The organism is Methanosaeta sp. UBA356 (assembly GCF_002496465.1).
In the GTDB taxonomy this organism is placed as follows: domain Archaea; phylum Halobacteriota; class Methanosarcinia; order Methanotrichales; family Methanotrichaceae; genus Methanothrix; species Methanothrix soehngenii.
Genome location: NZ_DAKC01000109.1, coordinates 923 through 19,776, shown reverse-complemented (window position 1 = coordinate 19,776; position 18,854 = coordinate 923). Strand labels below are relative to the sequence as shown.

Annotated in this window: 31 protein-coding genes and 1 tRNA gene; 3 read left to right on the top strand and 29 right to left on the bottom strand. The window is 55.6% G+C overall.

Translation table 11 applies throughout. From position 1 onward, the window contains the following. Positions 1-47 precede the first annotated feature (47 nt). The 3 genes from BP727_RS10265 (at position 48) to BP727_RS10255 (ending at position 2,656) form a co-directional block, all read left to right on the top strand. Positions 48-632: a hypothetical protein gene (locus BP727_RS10265; RefSeq protein WP_286858691.1), complete on the top strand. Its 585-nt coding sequence runs from the start codon at positions 48-50 to the stop codon at positions 630-632. 66 nt (positions 633-698) lie between these two features. Further along, a complete protein-coding gene (gene purB / locus BP727_RS10260; RefSeq protein WP_286858689.1) occupies positions 699-2,042 on the top strand; it encodes an adenylosuccinate lyase in 1,344 nt (447 codons plus the stop codon). 26 nt (positions 2,043-2,068) lie between these two features. Further along, entirely contained in the window at positions 2,069-2,656 is a 588-nt protein-coding gene (locus BP727_RS10255) for an MBL fold metallo-hydrolase (protein ID WP_286858688.1), read from the top strand. A 36-nt stretch (positions 2,657-2,692) separates the two neighbouring features. On the opposite strand, the gene BP727_RS10250 is transcribed toward BP727_RS10255, so the two are convergent. From BP727_RS10250 to BP727_RS10110, 29 genes are all read right to left on the bottom strand, one after another. Beyond that, a tRNA-Ser gene (locus BP727_RS10250) sits at positions 2,693-2,792 on the bottom strand. 20 nt (positions 2,793-2,812) lie between these two features. Beyond that, positions 2,813-4,003 carry an RNA-guided pseudouridylation complex pseudouridine synthase subunit Cbf5 gene (locus BP727_RS10245; protein WP_286858686.1) on the bottom strand — a complete coding sequence of 397 codons (1,191 nt, stop codon included), beginning with the start codon at positions 4,001-4,003 and terminating at the stop codon, positions 2,813-2,815. Continuing rightward, positions 3,994-4,518 carry a (d)CMP kinase gene (gene cmk / locus BP727_RS10240; RefSeq protein WP_286858684.1) on the bottom strand — a complete coding sequence of 175 codons (525 nt, stop codon included), beginning with the start codon at positions 4,516-4,518 and terminating at the stop codon, positions 3,994-3,996. The genes BP727_RS10245 and cmk overlap by 10 nt, the downstream gene beginning before the upstream one ends. Before the next feature lie 10 nt (positions 4,519-4,528). Further along, entirely contained in the window at positions 4,529-5,137 is a 609-nt protein-coding gene (locus tag BP727_RS10235) for a DUF106 domain-containing protein (protein WP_276836925.1), read from the bottom strand. Beyond that, a complete protein-coding gene (secY, locus tag BP727_RS10230; RefSeq protein ID WP_286858682.1) occupies positions 5,134-6,747 on the bottom strand; it encodes a preprotein translocase subunit SecY in 1,614 nt (537 codons plus the stop codon). Before secY ends, BP727_RS10235 begins: the two co-directional genes overlap by 4 nt. Further along, positions 6,744-7,121, bottom strand: a complete 378-nt coding sequence (locus BP727_RS10225) for an uL15m family ribosomal protein (RefSeq protein WP_286858681.1) — start codon at positions 7,119-7,121, stop codon at positions 6,744-6,746. Before BP727_RS10225 ends, secY begins: the two co-directional genes overlap by 4 nt. 5 nt (positions 7,122-7,126) lie before the next feature. Next, complete coding sequence (locus tag BP727_RS10220) at positions 7,127-7,582, bottom strand: 50S ribosomal protein L30 (protein ID WP_276620639.1); 456 nt, start codon at positions 7,580-7,582, stop codon at positions 7,127-7,129. A 2-nt stretch (positions 7,583-7,584) separates the two neighbouring features. Continuing rightward, a complete protein-coding gene (locus BP727_RS10215; protein ID WP_013720115.1) occupies positions 7,585-8,208 on the bottom strand; it encodes a 30S ribosomal protein S5 in 624 nt (207 codons plus the stop codon). A 4-nt stretch (positions 8,209-8,212) separates the two neighbouring features. Continuing rightward, entirely contained in the window at positions 8,213-8,722 is a 510-nt protein-coding gene (locus BP727_RS10210; RefSeq protein WP_342674288.1) for a 50S ribosomal protein L18, read from the bottom strand. A 1-nt stretch (position 8,723) separates the two neighbouring features. Next, positions 8,724-9,185 (bottom strand): 50S ribosomal protein L19e, encoded by a 462-nt coding sequence (locus BP727_RS10205; RefSeq protein ID WP_013720117.1) that lies wholly within the window; start codon positions 9,183-9,185, stop codon positions 8,724-8,726. 2 nt (positions 9,186-9,187) lie between these two features. After that, positions 9,188-9,562 carry a 50S ribosomal protein L32e gene (locus BP727_RS10200; protein WP_013720118.1) on the bottom strand — a complete coding sequence of 125 codons (375 nt, stop codon included), beginning with the start codon at positions 9,560-9,562 and terminating at the stop codon, positions 9,188-9,190. 6 nt (positions 9,563-9,568) lie between these two features. Beyond that, positions 9,569-10,099 carry a 50S ribosomal protein L6 gene (locus tag BP727_RS10195; protein WP_013720119.1) on the bottom strand — a complete coding sequence of 177 codons (531 nt, stop codon included), beginning with the start codon at positions 10,097-10,099 and terminating at the stop codon, positions 9,569-9,571. Between the two features lie 8 nt (positions 10,100-10,107). Further along, the gene (locus BP727_RS10190; RefSeq protein ID WP_013720120.1) at positions 10,108-10,497 is read right to left on the bottom strand and encodes a 30S ribosomal protein S8; all 390 of its coding nucleotides are present in this window, start codon (positions 10,495-10,497) and stop codon (positions 10,108-10,110) included. Between the two features lie 9 nt (positions 10,498-10,506). Further along, entirely contained in the window at positions 10,507-10,659 is a 153-nt protein-coding gene (locus BP727_RS10185) for a 30S ribosomal protein S14 (RefSeq protein WP_013720121.1), read from the bottom strand. Further along, the gene (locus tag BP727_RS10180) at positions 10,656-11,162 is read right to left on the bottom strand and encodes a 50S ribosomal protein L5 (RefSeq protein ID WP_324578453.1); all 507 of its coding nucleotides are present in this window, start codon (positions 11,160-11,162) and stop codon (positions 10,656-10,658) included. Before BP727_RS10180 ends, BP727_RS10185 begins: the two co-directional genes overlap by 4 nt. Before the next feature lie 5 nt (positions 11,163-11,167). Then, positions 11,168-11,872, bottom strand: coding sequence for a 30S ribosomal protein S4e (locus BP727_RS10175; RefSeq protein WP_013720123.1), 705 nt, complete (start codon positions 11,870-11,872; stop codon positions 11,168-11,170). Further along, positions 11,869-12,228 carry a 50S ribosomal protein L24 gene (gene rplX, locus BP727_RS10170; protein WP_048132396.1) on the bottom strand — a complete coding sequence of 120 codons (360 nt, stop codon included), beginning with the start codon at positions 12,226-12,228 and terminating at the stop codon, positions 11,869-11,871. The genes BP727_RS10175 and rplX overlap by 4 nt, the downstream gene beginning before the upstream one ends. Positions 12,229-12,235: 7 nt before the next feature. Further along, positions 12,236-12,634, bottom strand: coding sequence for a 50S ribosomal protein L14 (gene rpl14p, locus BP727_RS10165; protein WP_013720125.1), 399 nt, complete (start codon positions 12,632-12,634; stop codon positions 12,236-12,238). Then, positions 12,631-12,951 carry a 30S ribosomal protein S17 gene (locus tag BP727_RS10160; protein ID WP_048132398.1) on the bottom strand — a complete coding sequence of 107 codons (321 nt, stop codon included), beginning with the start codon at positions 12,949-12,951 and terminating at the stop codon, positions 12,631-12,633. Before BP727_RS10160 ends, rpl14p begins: the two co-directional genes overlap by 4 nt. Then, entirely contained in the window at positions 12,948-13,241 is a 294-nt protein-coding gene (locus BP727_RS10155) for a ribonuclease P protein component 1 (RefSeq protein WP_013720127.1), read from the bottom strand. Before BP727_RS10155 ends, BP727_RS10160 begins: the two co-directional genes overlap by 4 nt. Further along, positions 13,238-13,438: a 50S ribosomal protein L29 gene (gene rpmC / locus BP727_RS10150; protein WP_013720128.1), complete on the bottom strand. Its 201-nt coding sequence runs from the start codon at positions 13,436-13,438 to the stop codon at positions 13,238-13,240. The genes BP727_RS10155 and rpmC overlap by 4 nt, the downstream gene beginning before the upstream one ends. Before the next feature lie 5 nt (positions 13,439-13,443). Continuing rightward, the gene (locus BP727_RS10145; RefSeq protein ID WP_273278431.1) at positions 13,444-14,286 is read right to left on the bottom strand and encodes a 30S ribosomal protein S3; all 843 of its coding nucleotides are present in this window, start codon (positions 14,284-14,286) and stop codon (positions 13,444-13,446) included. After that, a complete protein-coding gene (locus BP727_RS10140) occupies positions 14,286-14,747 on the bottom strand; it encodes a 50S ribosomal protein L22 (RefSeq protein WP_013720130.1) in 462 nt (153 codons plus the stop codon). The genes BP727_RS10145 and BP727_RS10140 overlap by 1 nt, the downstream gene beginning before the upstream one ends. 9 nt (positions 14,748-14,756) lie before the next feature. Next, a complete protein-coding gene (locus tag BP727_RS10135; protein WP_048133247.1) occupies positions 14,757-15,167 on the bottom strand; it encodes a 30S ribosomal protein S19 in 411 nt (136 codons plus the stop codon). Between the two features lie 9 nt (positions 15,168-15,176). Further along, positions 15,177-15,890 carry a 50S ribosomal protein L2 gene (locus BP727_RS10130; protein ID WP_013720132.1) on the bottom strand — a complete coding sequence of 238 codons (714 nt, stop codon included), beginning with the start codon at positions 15,888-15,890 and terminating at the stop codon, positions 15,177-15,179. A gap of 10 nt (positions 15,891-15,900) precedes the next feature. Continuing rightward, positions 15,901-16,149, bottom strand: coding sequence for a 50S ribosomal protein L23 (locus tag BP727_RS10125; protein ID WP_013720133.1), 249 nt, complete (start codon positions 16,147-16,149; stop codon positions 15,901-15,903). After that, the gene (gene rpl4p, locus BP727_RS10120) at positions 16,146-16,919 is read right to left on the bottom strand and encodes a 50S ribosomal protein L4 (RefSeq protein ID WP_013720134.1); all 774 of its coding nucleotides are present in this window, start codon (positions 16,917-16,919) and stop codon (positions 16,146-16,148) included. The genes BP727_RS10125 and rpl4p overlap by 4 nt, the downstream gene beginning before the upstream one ends. A gap of 3 nt (positions 16,920-16,922) precedes the next feature. Continuing rightward, positions 16,923-17,927, bottom strand: coding sequence for a 50S ribosomal protein L3 (locus BP727_RS10115; protein WP_013720135.1), 1,005 nt, complete (start codon positions 17,925-17,927; stop codon positions 16,923-16,925). Continuing rightward, on the bottom strand, positions 17,928-18,767 hold the full coding sequence (locus tag BP727_RS10110) for a putative RNA uridine N3 methyltransferase (RefSeq protein WP_286858668.1): 840 nt from the start codon (positions 18,765-18,767) through the stop codon (positions 17,928-17,930). Positions 18,768-18,854 lie beyond the last annotated feature (87 nt).

The window sequence follows — 18,854 nt, the reverse complement described above, 5'->3', positions numbered from 1 at the left end:
CGCCGCTTTCCGAAACATCTTTATAATCATCCAGACAATTAAATCCTATGAGAGCTTGCTTTTTCCTCCTTCTGCTGGCCGTCTTTCTGCTTCTTCCAGGCCAGGCAAATGCATCGTACTGGTTTCAGGTGATCGATATCACCCCGGTGGAGATGCTGCCCAATAGCGAGGCCAACTTCACGGTCTCGGTCAAGGGTCTGGGAAGCGACAGGGCCTATGTGGAGCTGGTCTTCAGGAATGTATCCGAGGGGCTGACGATCACCTGCCCCAAGAAGATCCAGAACATCTTCCCTCAGGGAGTGACCAACTATGATTGTATTGTTGGGGCGGGAGATCTTCTTCCCGGCAACTACTCCTTTGTGGCAGATGTGGTCGTCGCTGGTGCCCCTTCCGGAAAGAAGACCGGCTATGTCAACATCATTGGAAGAAATGGCAATCATGCCTCTGAGCCTGTGAGAGTGGATCAGCCCGCCCTGGAGGATGCAGAACCAGCAGGAGAATTCCAAGAGCCTGAGACGGAACCTCTTGCCCAGCCCGATAAGCCCGCTGAAAGCCAGAAGGAGAGCCCCGCTCCAGGGGCATTGGCCGCAAGCCTTGTGCTGATCCTCGTCCTTTGGCGGATGAAGAGATAGAGGATAGATATTCGATTATCTCTCAGACCAAAAGCTCCATCAATCCCCTCTGCCATCCATCCTGCCATGTCTATTCACCCCATGGAGTTCAGATATGGCACACAAGAGATGAAGGCCATCTGGGAAGAGGATTTCAGGCTGCGCTGTCTCTTCCGGGTGGAGGCGGCCCTGGCTCAAGCGGAAGAGGAGCTGGGAATGATTCCCCCCGGGGCGGCAGAGGAGATCGCTCGGGCGGCAGAGGTTACCCGGCCCCAGAGGGCCAAGGAGATCGAGGATGAGATCGGCCATGACATGATGGCCACTGTGCTCGCCCTGGCCGAGGAGAGCCCCAGGTTTGGGGAGTGGATCCACCTGGGGGCGACCTCCAATGATATCCTGGATACCGCTACTGGCCTGCAGATCAAGGCCTCATTGGAAATCCTGGAGGAGAAGCTGAAAAAAATGCTCGCTCTTCTCCTGGACCTGGCCATGCAGAACAGAAACTTGGTCTGCGCCGGCCGGACGCACGGCCAGATAGCAGTGCCCACCACCTACGGATTGAGGTTCGCCATCTGGGCCTCAGAGGTTGGGCGCCATATCCAGAGGCTCGTGGAGTTGCGACCCCGGGCGGCAGTGGGCAAGATGTCTGGCGCCGTGGGGACCCAGGCCGCATATGGCCGGTTCGGCATGGAGATTCAGGAGAGGGTTATGAGCCACCTGGAGCTGTTCGAGGTGGACGTCTCCAATCAGGTGGTGCAGAGGGACAGGCATGCAGAGATGGTATGCTGGATGGCGCTCGTCGCCTCCACCCTGGATAAGATCTTCATCGAGATGAGGACCTTGCAGAGGACGGAGATCGCCGAGGTGGAGGAGGGCTTTGGCAAAAAGCAGGTGGGCTCGTCCACCATGCCCCACAAGAGAAATCCGATCAAGTCCGAGCAGATCTGCGGCCTGGCGAGGGTGGTGCGGGCGCAGCTCATCCCCGCTTTTGAGAACATTCCCCTCTGGGATGAGCGCGATCTGACCAACAGCAGCTGCGAGCGGATTGTCTTTCCGGAGGCCTTCATATTCACCGACCACATCCTCGCCCTGGCCGTTCGCACCCTGGGCAATATGAGGCTGAGGCCGGATAACATCGAGCGAAACCTCATGCTCCTGCATGGCCTGAATATGGCGGAGAACGTGATGGTGGAGCTGGCCAAAAAAGGAGTGGGGCGCCAGCAGGCCCATGAGATCATGCGCCAGAGCAGCATGACCGCCTTCGAGGAGAAAAGGGAGCTTTTGGATGTCCTTCTGGAGAACGAGACGGTCAGAAGTTTCCTGAAGCCTGAGGAGATCAGCGCCCTGCTCGATCCCCATCAGTACATCGGCACGGCACCCAAACAGGTGGAAAGGCTGAACGAGAAGCTGAAAAAGCTCTACCTGACTTGAATCCGCCCAGAGAAATGAGCTCAGCTATGAGACCTGACGAGATGCTGCCCAGGGTCTTTCTCCTCAAATCGGGGTCGATAGAAAGAGATCAAGCGGGCAACATCCTGGATGCCCGCTCCTCAGTGACATTGATCAAGACAGAGAGGAGGTGGATCATAGTGGACACCGGCCAGGTGGGAGATGAGGAAGAGATACTGAAGGCTCTGGCTGACCTGGGGCTGGAGAAGTCGGATATCGACATAATTGTAAACACCCATTCCCATCCCGACCACTGTGCCAACAACCGGCTATTTTCCCGGGCTAAGACGATATATCCAAAAGATGGAGAGCTGATCGCACCCGGCGTTCGGGCCCTGGCCACGCCCGGCCACAGCCCTGACAGCATATCCGTGCTGGTCGATGCCGCCATCCAGCCGGGGGATGGAATGGCACCGACCTCCAGAAGAGTGGTGATAGCGGGGGACGCCCTGCCCACTTTAGGCAACTACCAAAAGAGGGTTCCTCCAGCGCTGCACTACGATCGCGCCCTGGCCGTGGCCAGCATGAACAAGATTATAGAAATGGCGGATATCGTCATACCCGGCCACGACCGTCCGTTTTCCCTTCGGGAATAGAGCCTGGAACGATTTGTTGGCCTACAGATAAAATAGCGCCGAGGGTGAGATTCGAACTCACGAGACCCTTGCGAGTCACCAGCTATCCAGGAGAAACTCACTCCAGGCTGGCGCCCTACCGCTAGACGACCTCGGCACAGGTTTGGATTTTTGGTTTTATCGCTTCGTTTCCGGCTGGGTGGAGCCGTCCCTTTCAGCCAGCTTCCACGCCTTCGGATAGGTGCCCGGCTCCATTATTACCCTTTCGGTCGCAGCCACGATTCCAGACTTTGAGGCAAGCATCTCCTCGCTCGAGAGCTCCGCCTGGGCAACGGCCACTGCTTCTCCTTTCAGCGTGAAGAGCACCACACCATCGCCCCGATTGATCTCCGTCTGCAGACTTAATAGGCCGGGGGCAGCAAGGGGCGCGCCATGACATATGGCATCCACCGCATTGTCCGCTATCACCAGTCGGGGCAGATGCACTAAAGCTGCCTCCACCGGCAAAATCACCCTGCGAAGCAGGTTCTCATTCCCTGTCTCCATATATTTTACATGGGCATCTATCAGCTGGTGCAGGGTGACCAGGGTTTCATCCTCGCGAAAAGGACCGGCCCGGGTCCGGCGCAGCTCCTCCATGTTCGCCCCCGTGCCCAGGGCAAGGCCGATATCGTAGCATAGCTTTCTGATGTAGGTTCCAGCTTCGCAGCCCACCCTCATCAGCACATGCTGCCCCTCGATCTCCAGCACCTCCAGATAATAGATGGTCCTGGTGCGCAATTCCTTGACCACGGATGACTTCAGGGGAGGTTTTTGCAGTATGGGTCCGACAAACTGACCGCAGACATCGGTGATCTGCTTTTTTGGCACTGGCTTATGAACATGCATCAGGCAGATGTACTCCTTTCCCGCCAGAAGAAGGGTATCCATAACTCTTGTTGCATCCCCCAGGAGAACGGGCAGGATGCCAGTCACCTTGGGATCGAGAGTGCCGCTATGTCCAGCCTTCTCCACCTCAAGAATCCTCTTCACCCAGGCCACAACCTCATGGCTGGTCGGCCCGGAGGTCTTGTCCAGATTGATCGCCCCTAAACGAAGGTGCATCTCCAGGCTCCGCTCCTGCGGAGAAGTGCCATAAGCGGGATCTGTCTTACCATTCCTTTTGACCAGGACCGACCTCTTCTTGTCCGCAGGAAGGGTCTTGGAGCCGGATGCGACATATGCACCTTTTTTTTCAGGAAAAGAGGAACGCGGTCGAGTGGAAGACGAATGTCTATCAGACCGGTTTGAGGATTTTGAGGGTGGCCGGGAGCCTCGATCTCCGGATGACGATGAACCCTCCCTTTTAGGCCTGTGAATCACGGACATTGCCTTGACCTCGCCGCCGCCAGCACTATGGCCAAAGTTCCCGATTCATTGAACCTGCCCGTATCCACCACCAGATCGTATACGTTGAGGTCATTGATGTCGATGTTATAGTATTTCTTGTACCTGCGGGCCTCGCTCTCCTCCCGCAGCCTCGTCTCCTGACAGGCATCCTCCAGCAGCTTGGACTCCCGCTTGGATATGCGCTCCGCTCTTGTCCTAAGATCGGACTTCAAGAGCACTTTGAGATCGGCATCCAGAAGGTGCCCGGACAATCTGCCCTCGAAGACTCCCTGTCTCTCTTTGGCCAGAGACCTCTGGGCATCATCGATCAGATAATCGATCTCCGGTCCCTTCTCTGCCATGCGGTTCATCTCCTTGACTGATATGTTCTTCTCGCTGGCGATCTTGCGGAACAGCTCCCCGGAGTTGACCCAGGAGAGGCCAAGCTGGACAGAAAGAGCCCGAGCCAGGGTGGTGGTCCCAGTGCCCGGCGAGCCGCTAACGGTGATTATCATATTATCATCTTCAGCTCATGCTCCCTATGTCCAGAGCCTTTCTGATGATCTGCGATACAGGCAATGAGCATACGAAATACCAGTAGAACCAGTAGAGAATCGGCCCCAGAACCATTTCGGTGATACCATGCGTCCCCCAGAAGGGAAAGGTCATGGTGATTCCACCGGAGTTATGAATGTAGAAATATATCCACATAAAGAGGGGAATAGATATGATGCCGATGTAGAGCATGGGTTTGAACTGCATCTGCATCATCTTTCCTTGTTCCGAGACCATCTTCATCTGCTCAGTCTGCAGAGACTGAACCTTAGACTGGTCCCCAGCCAGCTGAGCTGCCTTCATGTTGGTCTGCAGGGCTCTCATCTTCTCCTGCTGGCGACGCATAAAATCCCAGTCCATGGTATACTTCTGAACCAGGCTGGCATAAAGGCCGGTAATGGCCGCCAGGATGAAGAGGATGACCGGAAAGGACAGCCCCGTCTGAGGCAACCATCCCAGAAGGTGATCCATGACCTGCCCTAAGAGGTTCCTGTAATCCTCGATCATCACCCCGAAAAAAAAGAGGATGCCCAGTACCAGGGCCGCTCTGTCCAGCGTACTGGACATGGATTGCTTCATGCGGAAGCTCCAAAGAACTTCTGCATCATCGGGTACATCTCCTGGATCTGCTCGCTGGCTATCTGCTCATAGAGCCGGTAGACAATGCTCACCGCCAGAAGAAGACCTGTGCCTCCCGCACCACCCAGGGTTCCCATAAGGCTGGCAATCAGGGTCAAGACCCCAATGATCACGCCGCCGATCACAGTCACCTTGGGAATGTACCGTTCCATTAGCTTCTCAATTGAAGCGGGATTCCTCCTGTAACCGGGGACCTGCAGTCCTGAGTTATGGATCTTGGCAGCGACGCTCTTGGGCCCCATTCCAGTGGTCTCAATCCAGAATATGGCGAACAGAATGCCGCCGATGATCAGGAAAGCGGAATCTGTGAGCACATGCAAGAGGATCTGATAGCCGGCAATGGGCGAGAATCCAAGCTCTGCCATCCCCGCTGTAGAGGTGGTCACCATGCTGGGAATCCAGTCTTCCGGCCCTCCTATGGGCGAGAGGAAATACATGAGCCCTGATACCGGCTGGGGTGATTGTCCGCTGATGGCAGCGCCGGTGGCGGCATCAAACTGGGACTGAGATATGAAATTGCCCAGGAGGCTGGAGTAGCCGGTATAGACCGTGGTCACTCCCTCGCCAGTCACAGTAGCTGTGGAGACTGTTCCAAGCCTTGATGCCAGCAATGCCCCCAGCATCTCGATATTGGCCTGAATAGCCCTCACCAGGATCATGGGAAGGACTGATGCATAGACCAGCTTAACCGGGAACCGGCCTCTTGCACCCCGCACCCGGCTGTGGGCCAGAGGAATCTCAATTCTCGTAGACTCCACCAAAACGACCAGCAATATGATCAGAATGGTGGATATGAGGGCCAGAATTCCTCCGGTGATCATGATAAACCGGATGCCTTCAGAGGTGAAGAGTGTGTCAAAGCTGATCAGCTGCAGCCTGATGATATCAATCCACTTGGGGATGATCCCCACCGAGAGGCCGGCTTCGCCTGTAGCCGGATTGATCAGACCGGTGACCAGCTGCTGGCTGATTCCCGCCACGATGAACAGGCCCACTCCTGATCCTACGCCCCATTTGGACACCACCTCGTCCATATAAACAATAAGGGATCCGCCAATAAAGACCTGAATAAATATCAATAAGGATATTATGCCCAGGGATACGCCTAACGCGTTCGCCACTCCCTCGTCAGGCAGAAGATAGCCGCCCAGCACCTGGGGCAAGCCTTCAACGGCAACCATCAGAAAGACCAGAGCCTTTTGGGTGCCCTGATAGATGGCCTGATCCCGGGGATCGCTCAGATTGAGCTTGATGATCTCCGCGCCAACCAGAAGCTGGAGCACAATGGATGCGGTAACGATGGGACCGATGCCCAAAAGCATCATCGTGCCGAAGGATCCGGCGAAAAAGGCACGGTAAGAGCTGAAGAGGTCTATAGATGCCGCAGAGAGGCCAAATAGAGGGATGTTTCCAAGGATGAAGTAAAGGAGCAATATGGCCAGAGTCCAGCTTAGCTTTCTCTTAAAATGGACGTGCCCTGTGGGCCGTTCCACCGAAGGGAGCCGGCGCACAAAGGGCTCTATCGCATAAAAGAAACTTTGCTGGTTCATACTACTACTGCCTGACCACCAGCAGCCTCGATCTTGCTCTTAGCCGCGGCAGTGAATCCTAAAGCCTTAACCTCCAGCTTCCGGGTTACCCTACCTCGACCGAGAACCTTCAATTCATTGATCTCAACCTTGCCGTCCTGGCCGGCCAGCTGGTCCAGCTCATCGACATTGACTACATCAATCTCCTCAGCTAAAGGCAGCCTGACGAAGCCATGCTTGCCCATTTCGGTGCCGAGAAGGATAGACCGCATGAAGTGATGCTTGCATTTGCCTGAATCTCCACGGCCGCCACGGGTTCCTCCTCCGCGCATGTTCTTGTGCTTGCCGTGGTAGGTTCTATGACCTCTCTTTTCTTTGGTCTTTGGTCTAACCATTTTTTCTACCTCATCCTCTTGATAAGATCCGCCAAATTCTGGTGGAATCCCAGATCTCCACCCTGTTGAGCGGTCTTCTTGGTAGTTCTTAAGCCCTTCCGAGCAGGGTGCAGCCTGAATATGGGCTTGATTTGCAGATCTTTCAGACTGGCAGAGCCGGAGTTGATGGCTTTGGCCAGTTCCTTAAAAGATGAATAAGGTGTATTCTCCTTTAAATACTGCTCTGTCAGGCGTCGGTTGGCGCTCAGCCTGCCCCTTCTCTCTAAGAGCATAGCCAGAGTATCATCATCGATCTCGCCCCAGGCCACGTAGTCCTTGACCTTCTGGATCATGCCCCGGTAATGGGGGTCTTCTTTGACCACAACGCAGTGGTTGACCCTATGAATATGGAGCATAGCCAGGGTGTCCTTGATCTCCGGCCTGAGGTTCACCTCCCCTCTCAATCTCACTATGGCAAACATCTTCAGGCCCTCACAGTTATGGTATTGATGAGCGCGTTGTATGTCGCTTTAGCGAAGTTGATGGTGGTCCTGGTGGAGCCTGCGGTCCTGGTCCAGACATCCTTGATTCCGGCCATATCCATGACCTTCTTGCTGGTATCTCCGGCTGCAATGCCCAAGCCACGAGGCGCTGGGATGAGCACTACCCGAACGCTTCCGGACTCGCCCACTACCTGATAGGGCACAGTGTGAGGCTGGCCGCAACCACATTCCCAGCTGCCGCAGCCTCTGTTCACCTTCATAATGTTCCTCTTGGCGTTATCGATGCCCTTTTTGATGGCCTTTCCCACCTGAACATCCTTTCCCTCGCCAAGACCAATGTAGCCGTCTCTGTTGCCCACAATGACTGTGGTTCTGAACTTGACCCTCCTTCCGGAGTCAGTCATCCTCTGAACCATGTTGATATCCAGAACCTCATCCTCGAGCCCTGGAATGAGCGCATCTATCAGTCCGGCCTCTTTTATGGGCAGGCCGGATGCAATGGCCTCATCGAAAGTGGTTACCTGACCCTCATAGACCAGCTTTCCAAGCCTCGTCTTGGGGACCCACTCCTCTTGGTAAAAATCGCGTTTCTTCTTCTGATCCATACACTCACCCCAGTATCTTCTCTCTAGCAGCCTCGAACTGGGCTACGGTGTCTTTTCCAGTAAAGCTCTTTATGTGCTCCCCACGGATCCTCTCCTCATCCGGGAAGATCTCGGGGCTGTGGGGCACATCTACTCCTGCATCTACTACCCCCTTAATGGCGGCATAGATCCTGTTCCCTTTGGTGGAGGCATGCAGCCCTATGTCTGCTACTCCTCCTTCTACCCCAATAGCTAGCATCTTCTTGCCGAAAAGCAGGCCTGTAAGGTATGCTGCAGGCAGATTGCCGACAGCTGAGGAGAAGCCGAATCCTTTGAGCTCCCGGGAGTTGACCGTCAGCAGGGTCTTGTCACCCTCAAGCTCTGCCACCACCAGCTGCAGAGTGGTGCTGGCATTGCTCTTCCTGACTACAACTCTCGGTCTCTTGGATAGCAGTAGCTTGTATCTGACATGATAGTTGGTCTTGCCCTCTTTCCTTCTGCGGAGAGGAACCTTATATCTCGGTCCAGTTGCCAAGTCACTCACCCCGAGCAAGGCCCTTGGCCTTTATAAAGGAATTCATATGCGCTGTGCTCCTGTACTCTCCACCCTTGGATTTGCGGTAGAGCAGTCGGTAAGCATGCCGGTCGATCTGACCAGTATCCCGCAGCTCCCTGAGCCTCTTTCGCAGAGCCCGGATCTTGGTCATCCACAGCTCTTTGCGTGGGCTGCGAGCGCCTTTGGCACCCCTTCTGTGTCCAGGTCCCTTGCAATGGCCGTAGGCTCTCTTGGCATTCTTGGCCCTGATCCTTCCCCGGCTGTTGCCCTTCTTGGGCTTGGCTTTGATGTTGCCATCGCTGATCTGAGAGCGAATATCCTCCCGGGTGATAGCATCGCCCAGGGCGCCTGCCAACTCAGGATCGGGATTGATCCAGACCCGACTCTCGCCGATATTCAGCTCAGATGCCGCCAGCCTTCGCTGGGTGGTAAATCCCGGCATGTTCAGGCCCCTCCTTTGGGATTGAGGATCTTGAGCCCCATCTCCGCAGCCTTAGCCTGAATATCCAGCCGTTTTTTCATCCCCACGGCAGAGGCAATACGCACTGCGCAACCTTGAGCGGCTGCCAGCTCTGCCACATTGTTCACCCTAATCTCAGCCATTCCGCTGGGATGATATCCTCGAACGGCCTTTGGGCTTCCAAAGCCAGGTTGGACAACCCGGCCTTTGGCAGCTATATGCTGCCTGAGCTTATTGTGCAGGCCACGGGGCTTTCGCCAACTTGTGCCAAGCTTCTTCTTTTTATGTGAATCATGAAAGTTGAACTCGGGCTTCTTGGATTTCTGCCTGGTTCTGACTCTTAGCAATCTTTCTGCCATCCGAATTCACCTCTTGTCTATCAGGTATATCCCATCCTGGAATATCCTGACATCGAAGCCATGCACCCTGGTCGCCTGTTCGATATTGGCCATGGTCTGGCCAACATTCTCCTTGTCCATGCCTGTAATCACGACTTCGTCTTTGCCTATCTCGACCTTGGTTCCCGGCAGAACTCGAGCAGATCGAGACTTCCTCTCGCCGAGGAAGTTGTTTATGATCAACTCATCGGAAGCTGCCTTGAGCTGGATGGGGAAGTGAGAGTACACGACCTTCATCCTGTACTCATATCCTTTAGTAACGCCGGTAACCATATTGTTTATGTGAGAGGCCAGCGTTCCCACCATTGCTCTGTGGCGCTTGCGGTCGACCCTGGAATTTACGATCACCTGAAGATCCTCTTTGCGGATCTCCAGGTCGGGATAGGAGAGCGTCCGGGATAACTCGCCTTTTGGCCCCTTAACCGTGACGACATTCCTGTCCACGGAGACTGTAACTCCTTCCGGGATCTCTACCTGTCGCGCAATCTCTTTGACCATCAGACCACCTAATATACATACGCCAGGAGCTGTCCTCCCAGGGACTGGGCCCTGGCATCAGAGTGGGCCATGACCCCTTTGTTGGTGCTCAGTATTAGCACCCCAAAGTTCTTGGCAGGGAGGAATCTCTTCTCCCACTTCTCCATCTCCGTAGCCTTGGTGGAGAACCGCGGCTTGATGACACCGCAGCGGTTGATCCTTCCCAGGAGCTTCACCCGGAACATTCCTGACTTTCCATCATCGATAAACTCAAACTCGCCGATGTATCCCCTATCCGCCATGACCTTCAGGGCCCTGCCTATGACTTTAGAGGCGGGATGGATGATACATTCAGGCTTGCCTACGCTCTCCGCATTCTTTATAACGGACATCGCATCGGCCAGTGGATCCAATAACAACGCAACCACCTACGAATACTTTTCAAATCCCATTTCAGGGGCTATCTCTCGGAAGCACTGCCGGCACAGGTAGATACCGTACTTTCTAACCAGGCCGTTCTTGCGGCTGCAACGCTTGCAAACGTTTGCTCCTCTTCCATAGACCTTCTTGCCTTTCTTCATGCTGCCTCCAAGACCTCAACGCCGAACTTCTTTTTGATGAACTCCACGGTATCGTCCTGACCCAGCCTCTGCCTGCTTGGCAGCTTCTTTTTAGACACCCTTCTCCGGGCGATTCTGTAGCCGGCCCTCTTCAGAGCTACGGAGACATCCATGCCGAAGATGCCTATCTCCGGGTCATATCTCATCCCGGGAAAGTCGGTGTGCTCCTCGATACCAAAAGAGAAGTTGCCCTGCTGATCGAACTGGCTCATCCTCAGGCTGTTGCCCGCGGCTTTGAGGGCGAGGACCAGAAAGTCCTCCGCTGCTTTCCCTCGCAAGGTAAGCTTGGCGCCAATTGGCTCCTTCTTTTTTATGTTGAATGTGGGCAGAGTCTTCTTGGCCATGGAGCGGACCGGCTGCTGTTTGGTGATCGTCTTCATGATAGTCTCAGCGTTCACCAGCCTCTGACCGCTCTCTCCTACCCCCACATGCACGACGACCTTGTCGATGCGGGGCTCGAGCATTACATTCATCTGGCAGCCCCCAGTTTGATGACGGGACTGTCCGTTCCGATCATATAGACGTACTCCTCTATGGTCTCGAACTCCTTGTCTCCGGATATTATGACCCGGTTGGGCTGAGAGCTCTTCACCTTTATGATATCCTTGATCTTCCCAGTCTGGCCGCTGTGCTTTCCGCCCACGACCATGGCCAGATTGCCGACCTTGAACTCGATCCTTTCATCGATATCTTTTTCGGGTATAGAGAGAACCAGAGAGTCGCCCACTTTGTAGTCACCTTCCGCCAGCTTATTCGAGCCGTCGGATAGGTTGAGCTGCTGCTTATTGCCTCTGAGGACGGTTTTATTCTCGATCCGGGCCAGCTTTCTCGCACTTCCCGGCTCAAGGAGGCTCAGATAGAACATCCCCTTCTCGTCCTTCAGCATTCTGTATTGCTGATCGAGCAGCGGCAAACCGATCACATCGAATATGCCTATGGGGAGCTTATGATCCTTCTGGGATTTGCCGTCCACCAGAACCTTGCCCTCATAAAGGACCCTCTTGGCCTCGCGGGCGTTATCCACCAGCTTGAGCATATCCCTGATCACCATCAAGAGAGGCATGCTCTCCTGAGAGGAATGAGGGCCTGGGCTGCTCTTGGGGACCCATACGCTGGTCTTTCTGGCCACCGGCCAGCTAACCGGGATAGTCAGCCTCTTCTGATGTCGGCTCATTCAGATCGCCTCTCAAAGATCTTCTCCCTCTCTGCATCCTCAAGCTCGAGCTTGACGATTACCACATTCGAGGGGTGAATGGTTCTGGGCACCTCAGTTCCATCGGCGCGGTAGTTGCTCACTCCCGCTACCTTTATGGTGCATCTCTTGATGTCTACGTCCTCGACTGCACCTTCTGTGCCGGCGTGATCTCCACGCACCACCTTGACCGTATCGCCCTTGCGGAGCTGAGCATTGCGTTTCTTCAGCTCTTCACGCAGGGCCCGGCTTAAGGGGGCGTGCATGTACTTTTGACGCCGATGCAACGGTGCAGTGTACCTCTCTTTCCGCTGCTTTCTGGGCTGTTTCGTAATCATAGAATCATCACACAATTATGGATGCCGCGGAGGCGATCTTGCCGAACCTCTCCGCTACCTCACGGGCCACGGGTCCCTTGACCTCGGAGCCCTTGGGTACGCCCTCATCGTCCACTATGACGGCGGCGTTATCCTCGAACTTCACTCTGAGGCCGTCGGGCCTGCGAAACTCCTTCCTCTGGCGGATGATGACAGCTTTAAAGATCTGCTTTCTCATCTCAGGAGTTCCCTTCTTAACGGACACGATCACTATATCCCCGATTCCTGCGCAGGGCTGTCTATTTTTCACGCCTCGATAGTTCTTTACCGAGATAACGTGTAGCGTCCGCGCACCTGTATTGTCTACACAATCCAGGTATGCGCCAGTGTTGATCGCCCTTGGGATCTTGGCCTTCTGTCCTCTCATTTCAAGACCTCCACTACCACATAGGATTTGGTCTTGGAGAGGGGCCGACACTCCGCTATTTTGACACGATCTCCTGCCTTGGCTTCAAGGCATGGAGGATTGTGCGCATGGATCTTGGACTGCCTCTTCTCAAATCGTTCGTACTTCGTTGCTTTCTTTTCAAACTTGCGCATAACTACCACGGTGTTATCCATCTTGTCGCTGACCACAGTGCAACTGAAGACCTGGCCGCGTACAGGAAGGGTACCATGGAAGGGACACTTGGGATCGTTGCACTCCTTTTCCGGGGGGGCTACGTCCAGTCCGATATCCCTCATAACTTCCACCTCGTCCTCTGCATTCTTTTGCTTATTCTGTTCTCAGGCTGCGAGATCAAAACCGAGCCCGCGACCCTCGCCCTCTGCCCATCTGGCAGGGTGAAGGTCAGGCTGGCATTCTTTTTTGGAATGCGCAAGACCTTGCGCTCTGTCTCCAAAAGGAATGTGTTCCTGGTCTCGTCCACAATCCTTCCCCTGAGCCCGACGATACCCGGCTCGCTGTTGGACTCGACCTGAACATCCAGGCCAATGAGCTCGTGCCTCGCCAGGTTCGTGGGGTTGAGCTTCACTTCCTTCGCTCCGTCTGGACCGTCTTGATCCGGGCAATCGTCCTGCGGATGTCTTTAATCCTCCCCGGCTTCTCCGGGGCGCCACCGGCAGTGACGACGCCTCTCTCGCGGATGAGCTCACTCTCGAGCTTATGCAGCTCCTCGGATATCTCTTCCGCGTTCATGTTTCTTATCTCATCAATCTTGAAGATGGCCATTTGGATCACTCATCCTTGAGGACGGGCTCGCTCTCTGCCTTCTCTTCAGGAAGGGGAGCAATCTCTGTCGCGTTCTCTGCAGACATGGATGGCTCTTCCAGGGGCTCTGGCTTGACTTCGGCTGCCTCGGGCTCTGATTCCAGGAGCTGATCCAATTCGCTCTTCTTCTCCTCAGCAGGCGCTGGTGTTGGCGCGGGCTCAGGAGCAGGAGCGGGTGCAGCTGATGGTGCTGGTTCTGGTGCCGGTGGCGCCTGTGGAGCTTCAATCTGGAAGTCGTCTGGCAGCCGGACATCCGGTGGGATGATCCTGACCTGACAGCCGATGACTCCCAGCTTCTTTACCGCTACGGAGTAGCCCCGATCCACAAGGTCTATGGCTGGCTTGCCGGAATGCTTGATGTAGCCGGCGATGAACTTCTCTGTTCGGGATCGTGGACCGGTCAGCTTGCCGCTGATCACTATCTCGCAGCCCAAAGCCCCTGCGTCCATCACCCTTCGCATCATGGACTGGCCGGCCTTCCGGAAGTACCAGCCCCGTTCCAGGGATGATGCCAGACGGTTGGCCACCACTCGGCCGTTGAGGTCGCCCCGACCCACATCCTGCACATCTATCTGGGGATTGTCCAGGTGGAACTTGCGATCCAGGTCACGGGTTATCTTGCGGATGAGTTTGCCGCCTTTGCCTATGACCATTCCCGGCTTTTCCGCATAGACGGTGATCTGGGTGCCCATGGGGGTGCGGTTCATCTGCATGCCGCCGTATCCTGCTCTCTCCAGCTCATCAGCCAGATACTCATTGACCAGAGCTTTGGTTATGCCCTCGGCCACGAACTTCTTCTCGACGGACATCAGCTCTTCACCTCGGTCAGGACCATCTCTATGGTCACGGTCTGGGTGTTCTTAGGGGTTGCTCTTCCCATGGCCCGGGGCATCCATCCCTGGATGGTTCTGCCCGTGAGAGTGCCGGCATGGTAGATCCTGAGTTTCTCGGACTCCATGCCTTTGTACTCGCCGTTGGCGATGGCATTATCCAGGACCTTCAGGACCTCTCGTGCCGCCTTCTCGGGATATCTGCCTGCATCCCAGCCCATCAGGCCGTGCCTGTGGGCTACATTCCTGTTGTATCGCTTGAAGGGGACTGGCCTCTTCAAAGCGATAACATCTTCCAGATAGTCTCGGGCACGGTTAGCCCGCATGCCTCTTAGCGTCCTGCAGATCTCGCGGGCATGCTTTGGTGAGATGTGAAGCTCCATCCCCATGGCCCTTGAAGAGCGTTCTGCAGGCGTAAGCGAATAGTTCAATCTGCCCAATCTCACACCTCACTTCAGCGGCACATACTTGCTTGATCTGGTAGCGCCTACGCCTGCGGCTCCGTGCTGGACGCGGCCGCGCGTCATAGCGAACTCGCCGAAGAAGTGCCCGATCATCTCGGGCATGACCTCTACCTTCTCAAAGCTCTTGCCGTTATAGATCTCGATGCTCTTGCCCACCATATCCGGCAGAATTAGCATGTTCCGGATGTGGGTTCGAACTGAGTCTTTGTTCTTCAGGTTTGCCAGGAGCTTCTTGTTCTCCTTGGCAAGACCTCTCTTGATCGATCTGCGCTGCCGCGCTGGGAACAGCCCGGCAAGCTCCTCTATGCTTAACTTGGCGAGGTCGGCCATCTTCCGGCCCCGATACAAGAACTCTTCCTTTCTCTTGGGAAGCTTGGATCCTGCTTTCTTTGCCAAAACTATCACCTAGCGCTTACCGGTTCTCCGTGCGGCGATCGAGCCGACCTTTCGGCCGGGGGATGTATTCCTGCTGACCGTCTTGGGCCTGCCTGGATGCTGACGGCCGCCACCGCCGAAGGGATGGTCTACGGCGTTCATTGCCACCCCTCTGACCACGGGCCAGTTCTTGGGCTTGGAGCGGTACTTGAAGAAGCTCTTTCCTGCCTTAACCAGGGGCTTGTCCAGACGGCCGCCTCCCGCTACCACTCCGATGGTCGCCATGCATTTCGGGTTGAGCCATTTCATCTCCCCGCTGGGAAGCTGGACCACGGTTTGGCCTACATCATGAGCCACGAGGATGGCACAGACTCCGGAGGAGCGAGCGAACTGGCCGCCATGCCCGGGCTGCGACTCGACGTTGCAGATAGGTATGCCCTCTGGTATCTCCGAGAGAGGGAGAGTATTTCCCGGCTCGATTGGCGCAGATATGCCGCAGGCTATCTCCTGGCCGATGCAGACCCCCTCAGGGACCAGGATGTACCTCATCTCGCCGCTCGTCAGGGTCACCAGGCCCACGGGAGCAGTTCGAGCTGGGTCTCGCATAATATCCTGGACGATGCCCTTGACGGTCTCGTTCTGATCTCTTTTCAGGTGCTTGATGTCTGCTCTGTACCGGTGAGAGGGTGCCCTATACCTAGGACCTCCTGCGCCTCTATTTTGAGATATGATTCGATGTCCCATTGTATTACACCTACAGCAGTCCTAGCCTTGTGGCCAACTCGTTCGCGCTGCCCTCTCCGGCCAGCTTCACCACTGCCTTCTTCTGTCCCTGAGAGGTGATCATGGTCCTGACTGCCAGGACATCGACATCATAAAGATCCTCCAGGGCCTTTTTGATTTGAGGCTTGGTGGCATTTGTGTTCACCAGGAACTCCAGGGTGTCGTTGGAGTCGATCATGCTGGTGACCTTTTCTGTAACATAGGGGCTCTTGATAATCATTGATTTGCCTCCGGGGAGCCTTTTCCTGCCAGCTTCTCAAGGGATGATTCAGTCCATACGGTAAGTCTGCCGGCCCGGGTTCCAGGGGCGAGCAGCTCTGCGTTCAGCATGTCCACGGTGACGAAGTCAACCCCTGGAAGGTTCCGGGCTGCCTTTCCCAGGCCTGCGTCGTTGCCAGCGACGATGAGCAAGCTCTTTCTGCCTTTGTATTTCCTTCCCCGCAGCTTTCCCTTGCCGGCACGGATGTGCCTTCCTGCTTTTGCCCTCAGGACGTCATCCCAGAGGCCCGCTGCCATGAGGAACTTGATGATATCCGAGGTCTTGCTAAGGGCCTCGAGATCGTTCTTGGCCACGACCGGCAGCTCTCGGGAGAACTTATGACCCCGGGCCTCGACCAGGCCGGATGAGGCGGTAGCTGCAATCGCTGAGCGGATGGCTTTTCTTCTCTCCTTCTTATTGACCTTCTCGCTGTAGACGGCGTTTGGCTGTGGCGCATGCGATCTGCGGCCGCCCACTGCCATGGGGACGCCTGCTGCTCTCCTGCCGTTCTTAAGCCTGAGAACCCTGGAGGTGCCGTGTCCCGTGCCCCAGGAGACGGCGGAGGTGTTCATGCCGGCATAAAAGTGCGGCCCATAAGCCTGAAGCCTGTTTGCTTGGGCAGCCAGAACCGCTCTCTTGATGATATCCGGTCGGTACTCCTCCTCAAAGACTGCTGGCAGCTCTATCTCGCCAGCTGCGTTTCCCGATAGATCTATAACATTGGTTTTCATTGCTTAGACCCCCTGCTTGGATTCCTGGCTCACATGGAGCAGCTCGGGAGCTTTCACGAAGTTCTTTCCTGGCCTCATGGCATGCCTCATCCGCACGAGCCTCTTGATGGGGCCGGGGACGCTTCCTTTGATCAGGATATACTGGTTCTTGATCACGCCATAGCCGGGGAATCCCCCGTCCGGAGTGATCTTCGATCCGTCGGTTCCGATGAACATGAGCCTCTTATTATATTCTGTCCTCTGGTGGTAGCCCATCTGGCCCAGCTGGGGAACGCGCCAGCTGATATGGGCTGGATGCCAGGGGCCAAGGTTGCCCACATGGCGGACTTTGCCTGTGCGAGCATGCTTTCTCTTGGCCATGGCGATTCCCCAGCGCCTGACCGGTCCCTGGGTGCCTTTGCCCTTGGTAACGGCAGAGGTGTCCATCAGGTCGCCCAGCTCAAATACGCTGGAAATCGGGACCTGCTGGCCCAGCAGCGTCTGGGCAAAGGAGAGTCTGTCATTCATCGAGCCACCGTTGATCGGCATCTCCATGATCTCAGGAACCTTCTTGGGAATTCCGGATACTAGTGTGGGATTGGTGTGCACCAGGACGCGGACATCGGCGATATCATCGCCCAGGGCGACCAGATCTCCGGGAGCGGTTCCTCGGGTCTTCTTGGGAACGGTCATCGCTCGGGAGAGCTCCGGGCTCAGGTTCTCTGCCCAAAGCTCGCCTGCCGGGCGTAGTCCGCCATTGTAGCTCTCGTAAGCGCGCACAGCCACCACGTTCATGGGGGGGACCTCAAGAACGGTCACGGGGGTGCTGATCTCCATGCCCTCGGTGAGGCTGCGCGGTCGGTCATCTATCATCATAACATGGGTCATGCCTGCTTTGTAGCCGGCGAAGCCTGCTATCCTGGCCTTGTCCTCCTCGAGCCAGCTTCTGATTCTGGGGACCTCGCTCTTGGCCCTCTTTCTGGGGCTGTAGGCCAGCGAACCTCGTCTAGGTCGGTGTATTGTTGCCATTTAGTCCTCCAAACTCATCAGGTTGAGAAGGGCGAGGGTGGCGAAAACCGCTTCCTCCACTCGAACCGTCTCTGTTCCCTGATGGGGAATGGTGTTGATCATTTCATACCTCTTCATTGATTCTTTACTCAAGAACGCATCTAGCCCTCGTGCGGGTGAGCCAAAGGCCACCGCAAGGTCGCATTTGCAGCCCGATTGGACCAACTCCTGGAGTATCTGGGGCGTTATAGCCCGACCGCTTCTGGAGGCAAGAACGATCCGGGTATCTCTCATTGATTCCAGATAGCTCTCCAGGCTATCCACTACCTCGGTCTCGTACCCCCAGTAATGGGGTATATCCTTTTGGTCAACAGGCTCAGCGGCGAGCGGTTCCTGCGAAAAGATTCTGACGTTTAGGCGTTGCCCTACCGGATACTTTTCTCCGGTGCGAAGGGGAATTGGGCGATTGATTCCGATTTCCACCCATACGCCGCCATCAGATCCGACGCTTTCAACGACTGCTCCGACGCGAAACTCGCCAATCTTGAGCGATTCTGATTTTGAGTTGATGGGATGATGACTTGTGCGCAGCGGGGGCAGCATTCCCACGTGGCGCAGCTCTTCCCTGCGGGGGATGAGCAGCTTTCTCAGATATTGGGGGGTTTCCATGTAGCGCAGGATCATGGATATGAACCGGGAATCGTTGTATTCCTGGTCCCGGTAGATCACTATGCGGCTTACACGGAAGACTGCTGCTGCCCTTGCGATCTGGCCAACTTTGAGCGTGTTGACACGCGTATCCCTGCTCTCCATGGTGAGAGAGGACGGGATAAGGATGGCTCTCTCGCAGCGTCCAGTCATCAGGTTTTCCCTCCTCACAAGAGAGTGGATATATAAAAAGGTTTGGAAGGGAGATAACGGACGCGTTCCGATAATCGCTCAGTATGG

What these genes read in the sequence shown, in the direction of transcription:
- BP727_RS10265 (WP_286858691.1), top strand. Translation starts at nt 48, where the DNA reads ATGAGAGCTTGCTTTTTCCTCCTTCTGCTGGCCGTCTTTCTGCTTCTT.
- purB (WP_286858689.1), top strand. Translation starts at nt 699, where the DNA reads ATGTCTATTCACCCCATGGAGTTCAGATATGGCACACAAGAGATGAAG.
- BP727_RS10255 (WP_286858688.1), top strand. Translation starts at nt 2,069, where the DNA reads ATGAGACCTGACGAGATGCTGCCCAGGGTCTTTCTCCTCAAATCGGGG.
- BP727_RS10245 (WP_286858686.1), bottom strand. Translation starts at nt 4,003, where the DNA reads ATGTCCGTGATTCACAGGCCTAAAAGGGAGGGTTCATCGTCATCCGGA.
- cmk (WP_286858684.1), bottom strand. Translation starts at nt 4,518, where the DNA reads ATGATAATCACCGTTAGCGGCTCGCCGGGCACTGGGACCACCACCCTG.
- BP727_RS10235 (WP_276836925.1), bottom strand. Translation starts at nt 5,137, where the DNA reads ATGAAGCAATCCATGTCCAGTACGCTGGACAGAGCGGCCCTGGTACTG.
- secY (WP_286858682.1), bottom strand. Translation starts at nt 6,747, where the DNA reads ATGAACCAGCAAAGTTTCTTTTATGCGATAGAGCCCTTTGTGCGCCGG.
- BP727_RS10225 (WP_286858681.1), bottom strand. Translation starts at nt 7,121, where the DNA reads ATGGTTAGACCAAAGACCAAAGAAAAGAGAGGTCATAGAACCTACCAC.
- BP727_RS10220 (WP_276620639.1), bottom strand. Translation starts at nt 7,582, where the DNA reads ATGTTTGCCATAGTGAGATTGAGAGGGGAGGTGAACCTCAGGCCGGAG.
- BP727_RS10215 (WP_013720115.1), bottom strand. Translation starts at nt 8,208, where the DNA reads ATGGATCAGAAGAAGAAACGCGATTTTTACCAAGAGGAGTGGGTCCCC.
- BP727_RS10205 (WP_013720117.1), bottom strand. Translation starts at nt 9,185, where the DNA reads ATGCCGGGATTTACCACCCAGCGAAGGCTGGCGGCATCTGAGCTGAAT.
- BP727_RS10200 (WP_013720118.1), bottom strand. Translation starts at nt 9,562, where the DNA reads ATGGCAGAAAGATTGCTAAGAGTCAGAACCAGGCAGAAATCCAAGAAG.
- BP727_RS10195 (WP_013720119.1), bottom strand. Translation starts at nt 10,099, where the DNA reads ATGGTCAAAGAGATTGCGCGACAGGTAGAGATCCCGGAAGGAGTTACA.
- BP727_RS10185 (WP_013720121.1), bottom strand. Translation starts at nt 10,659, where the DNA reads ATGAAGAAAGGCAAGAAGGTCTATGGAAGAGGAGCAAACGTTTGCAAG.
- BP727_RS10180 (WP_324578453.1), bottom strand. Translation starts at nt 11,162, where the DNA reads ATGCTCGAGCCCCGCATCGACAAGGTCGTCGTGCATGTGGGGGTAGGA.
- BP727_RS10175 (WP_013720123.1), bottom strand. Translation starts at nt 11,872, where the DNA reads ATGAGCCGACATCAGAAGAGGCTGACTATCCCGGTTAGCTGGCCGGTG.
- rplX (WP_048132396.1), bottom strand. Translation starts at nt 12,228, where the DNA reads ATGATTACGAAACAGCCCAGAAAGCAGCGGAAAGAGAGGTACACTGCA.
- rpl14p (WP_013720125.1), bottom strand. Translation starts at nt 12,634, where the DNA reads ATGAGAGGACAGAAGGCCAAGATCCCAAGGGCGATCAACACTGGCGCA.
- BP727_RS10160 (WP_048132398.1), bottom strand. Translation starts at nt 12,951, where the DNA reads ATGAGGGATATCGGACTGGACGTAGCCCCCCCGGAAAAGGAGTGCAAC.
- rpmC (WP_013720128.1), bottom strand. Translation starts at nt 13,438, where the DNA reads ATGGCCATCTTCAAGATTGATGAGATAAGAAACATGAACGCGGAAGAG.
- BP727_RS10145 (WP_273278431.1), bottom strand. Translation starts at nt 14,286, where the DNA reads ATGTCCGTCGAGAAGAAGTTCGTGGCCGAGGGCATAACCAAAGCTCTG.
- BP727_RS10130 (WP_013720132.1), bottom strand. Translation starts at nt 15,890, where the DNA reads ATGGGACATCGAATCATATCTCAAAATAGAGGCGCAGGAGGTCCTAGG.
- BP727_RS10125 (WP_013720133.1), bottom strand. Translation starts at nt 16,149, where the DNA reads ATGATTATCAAGAGCCCCTATGTTACAGAAAAGGTCACCAGCATGATC.
- rpl4p (WP_013720134.1), bottom strand. Translation starts at nt 16,919, where the DNA reads ATGAAAACCAATGTTATAGATCTATCGGGAAACGCAGCTGGCGAGATA.
- BP727_RS10115 (WP_013720135.1), bottom strand. Translation starts at nt 17,927, where the DNA reads ATGGCAACAATACACCGACCTAGACGAGGTTCGCTGGCCTACAGCCCC.
- BP727_RS10110 (WP_286858668.1), bottom strand. Translation starts at nt 18,767, where the DNA reads ATGACTGGACGCTGCGAGAGAGCCATCCTTATCCCGTCCTCTCTCACC.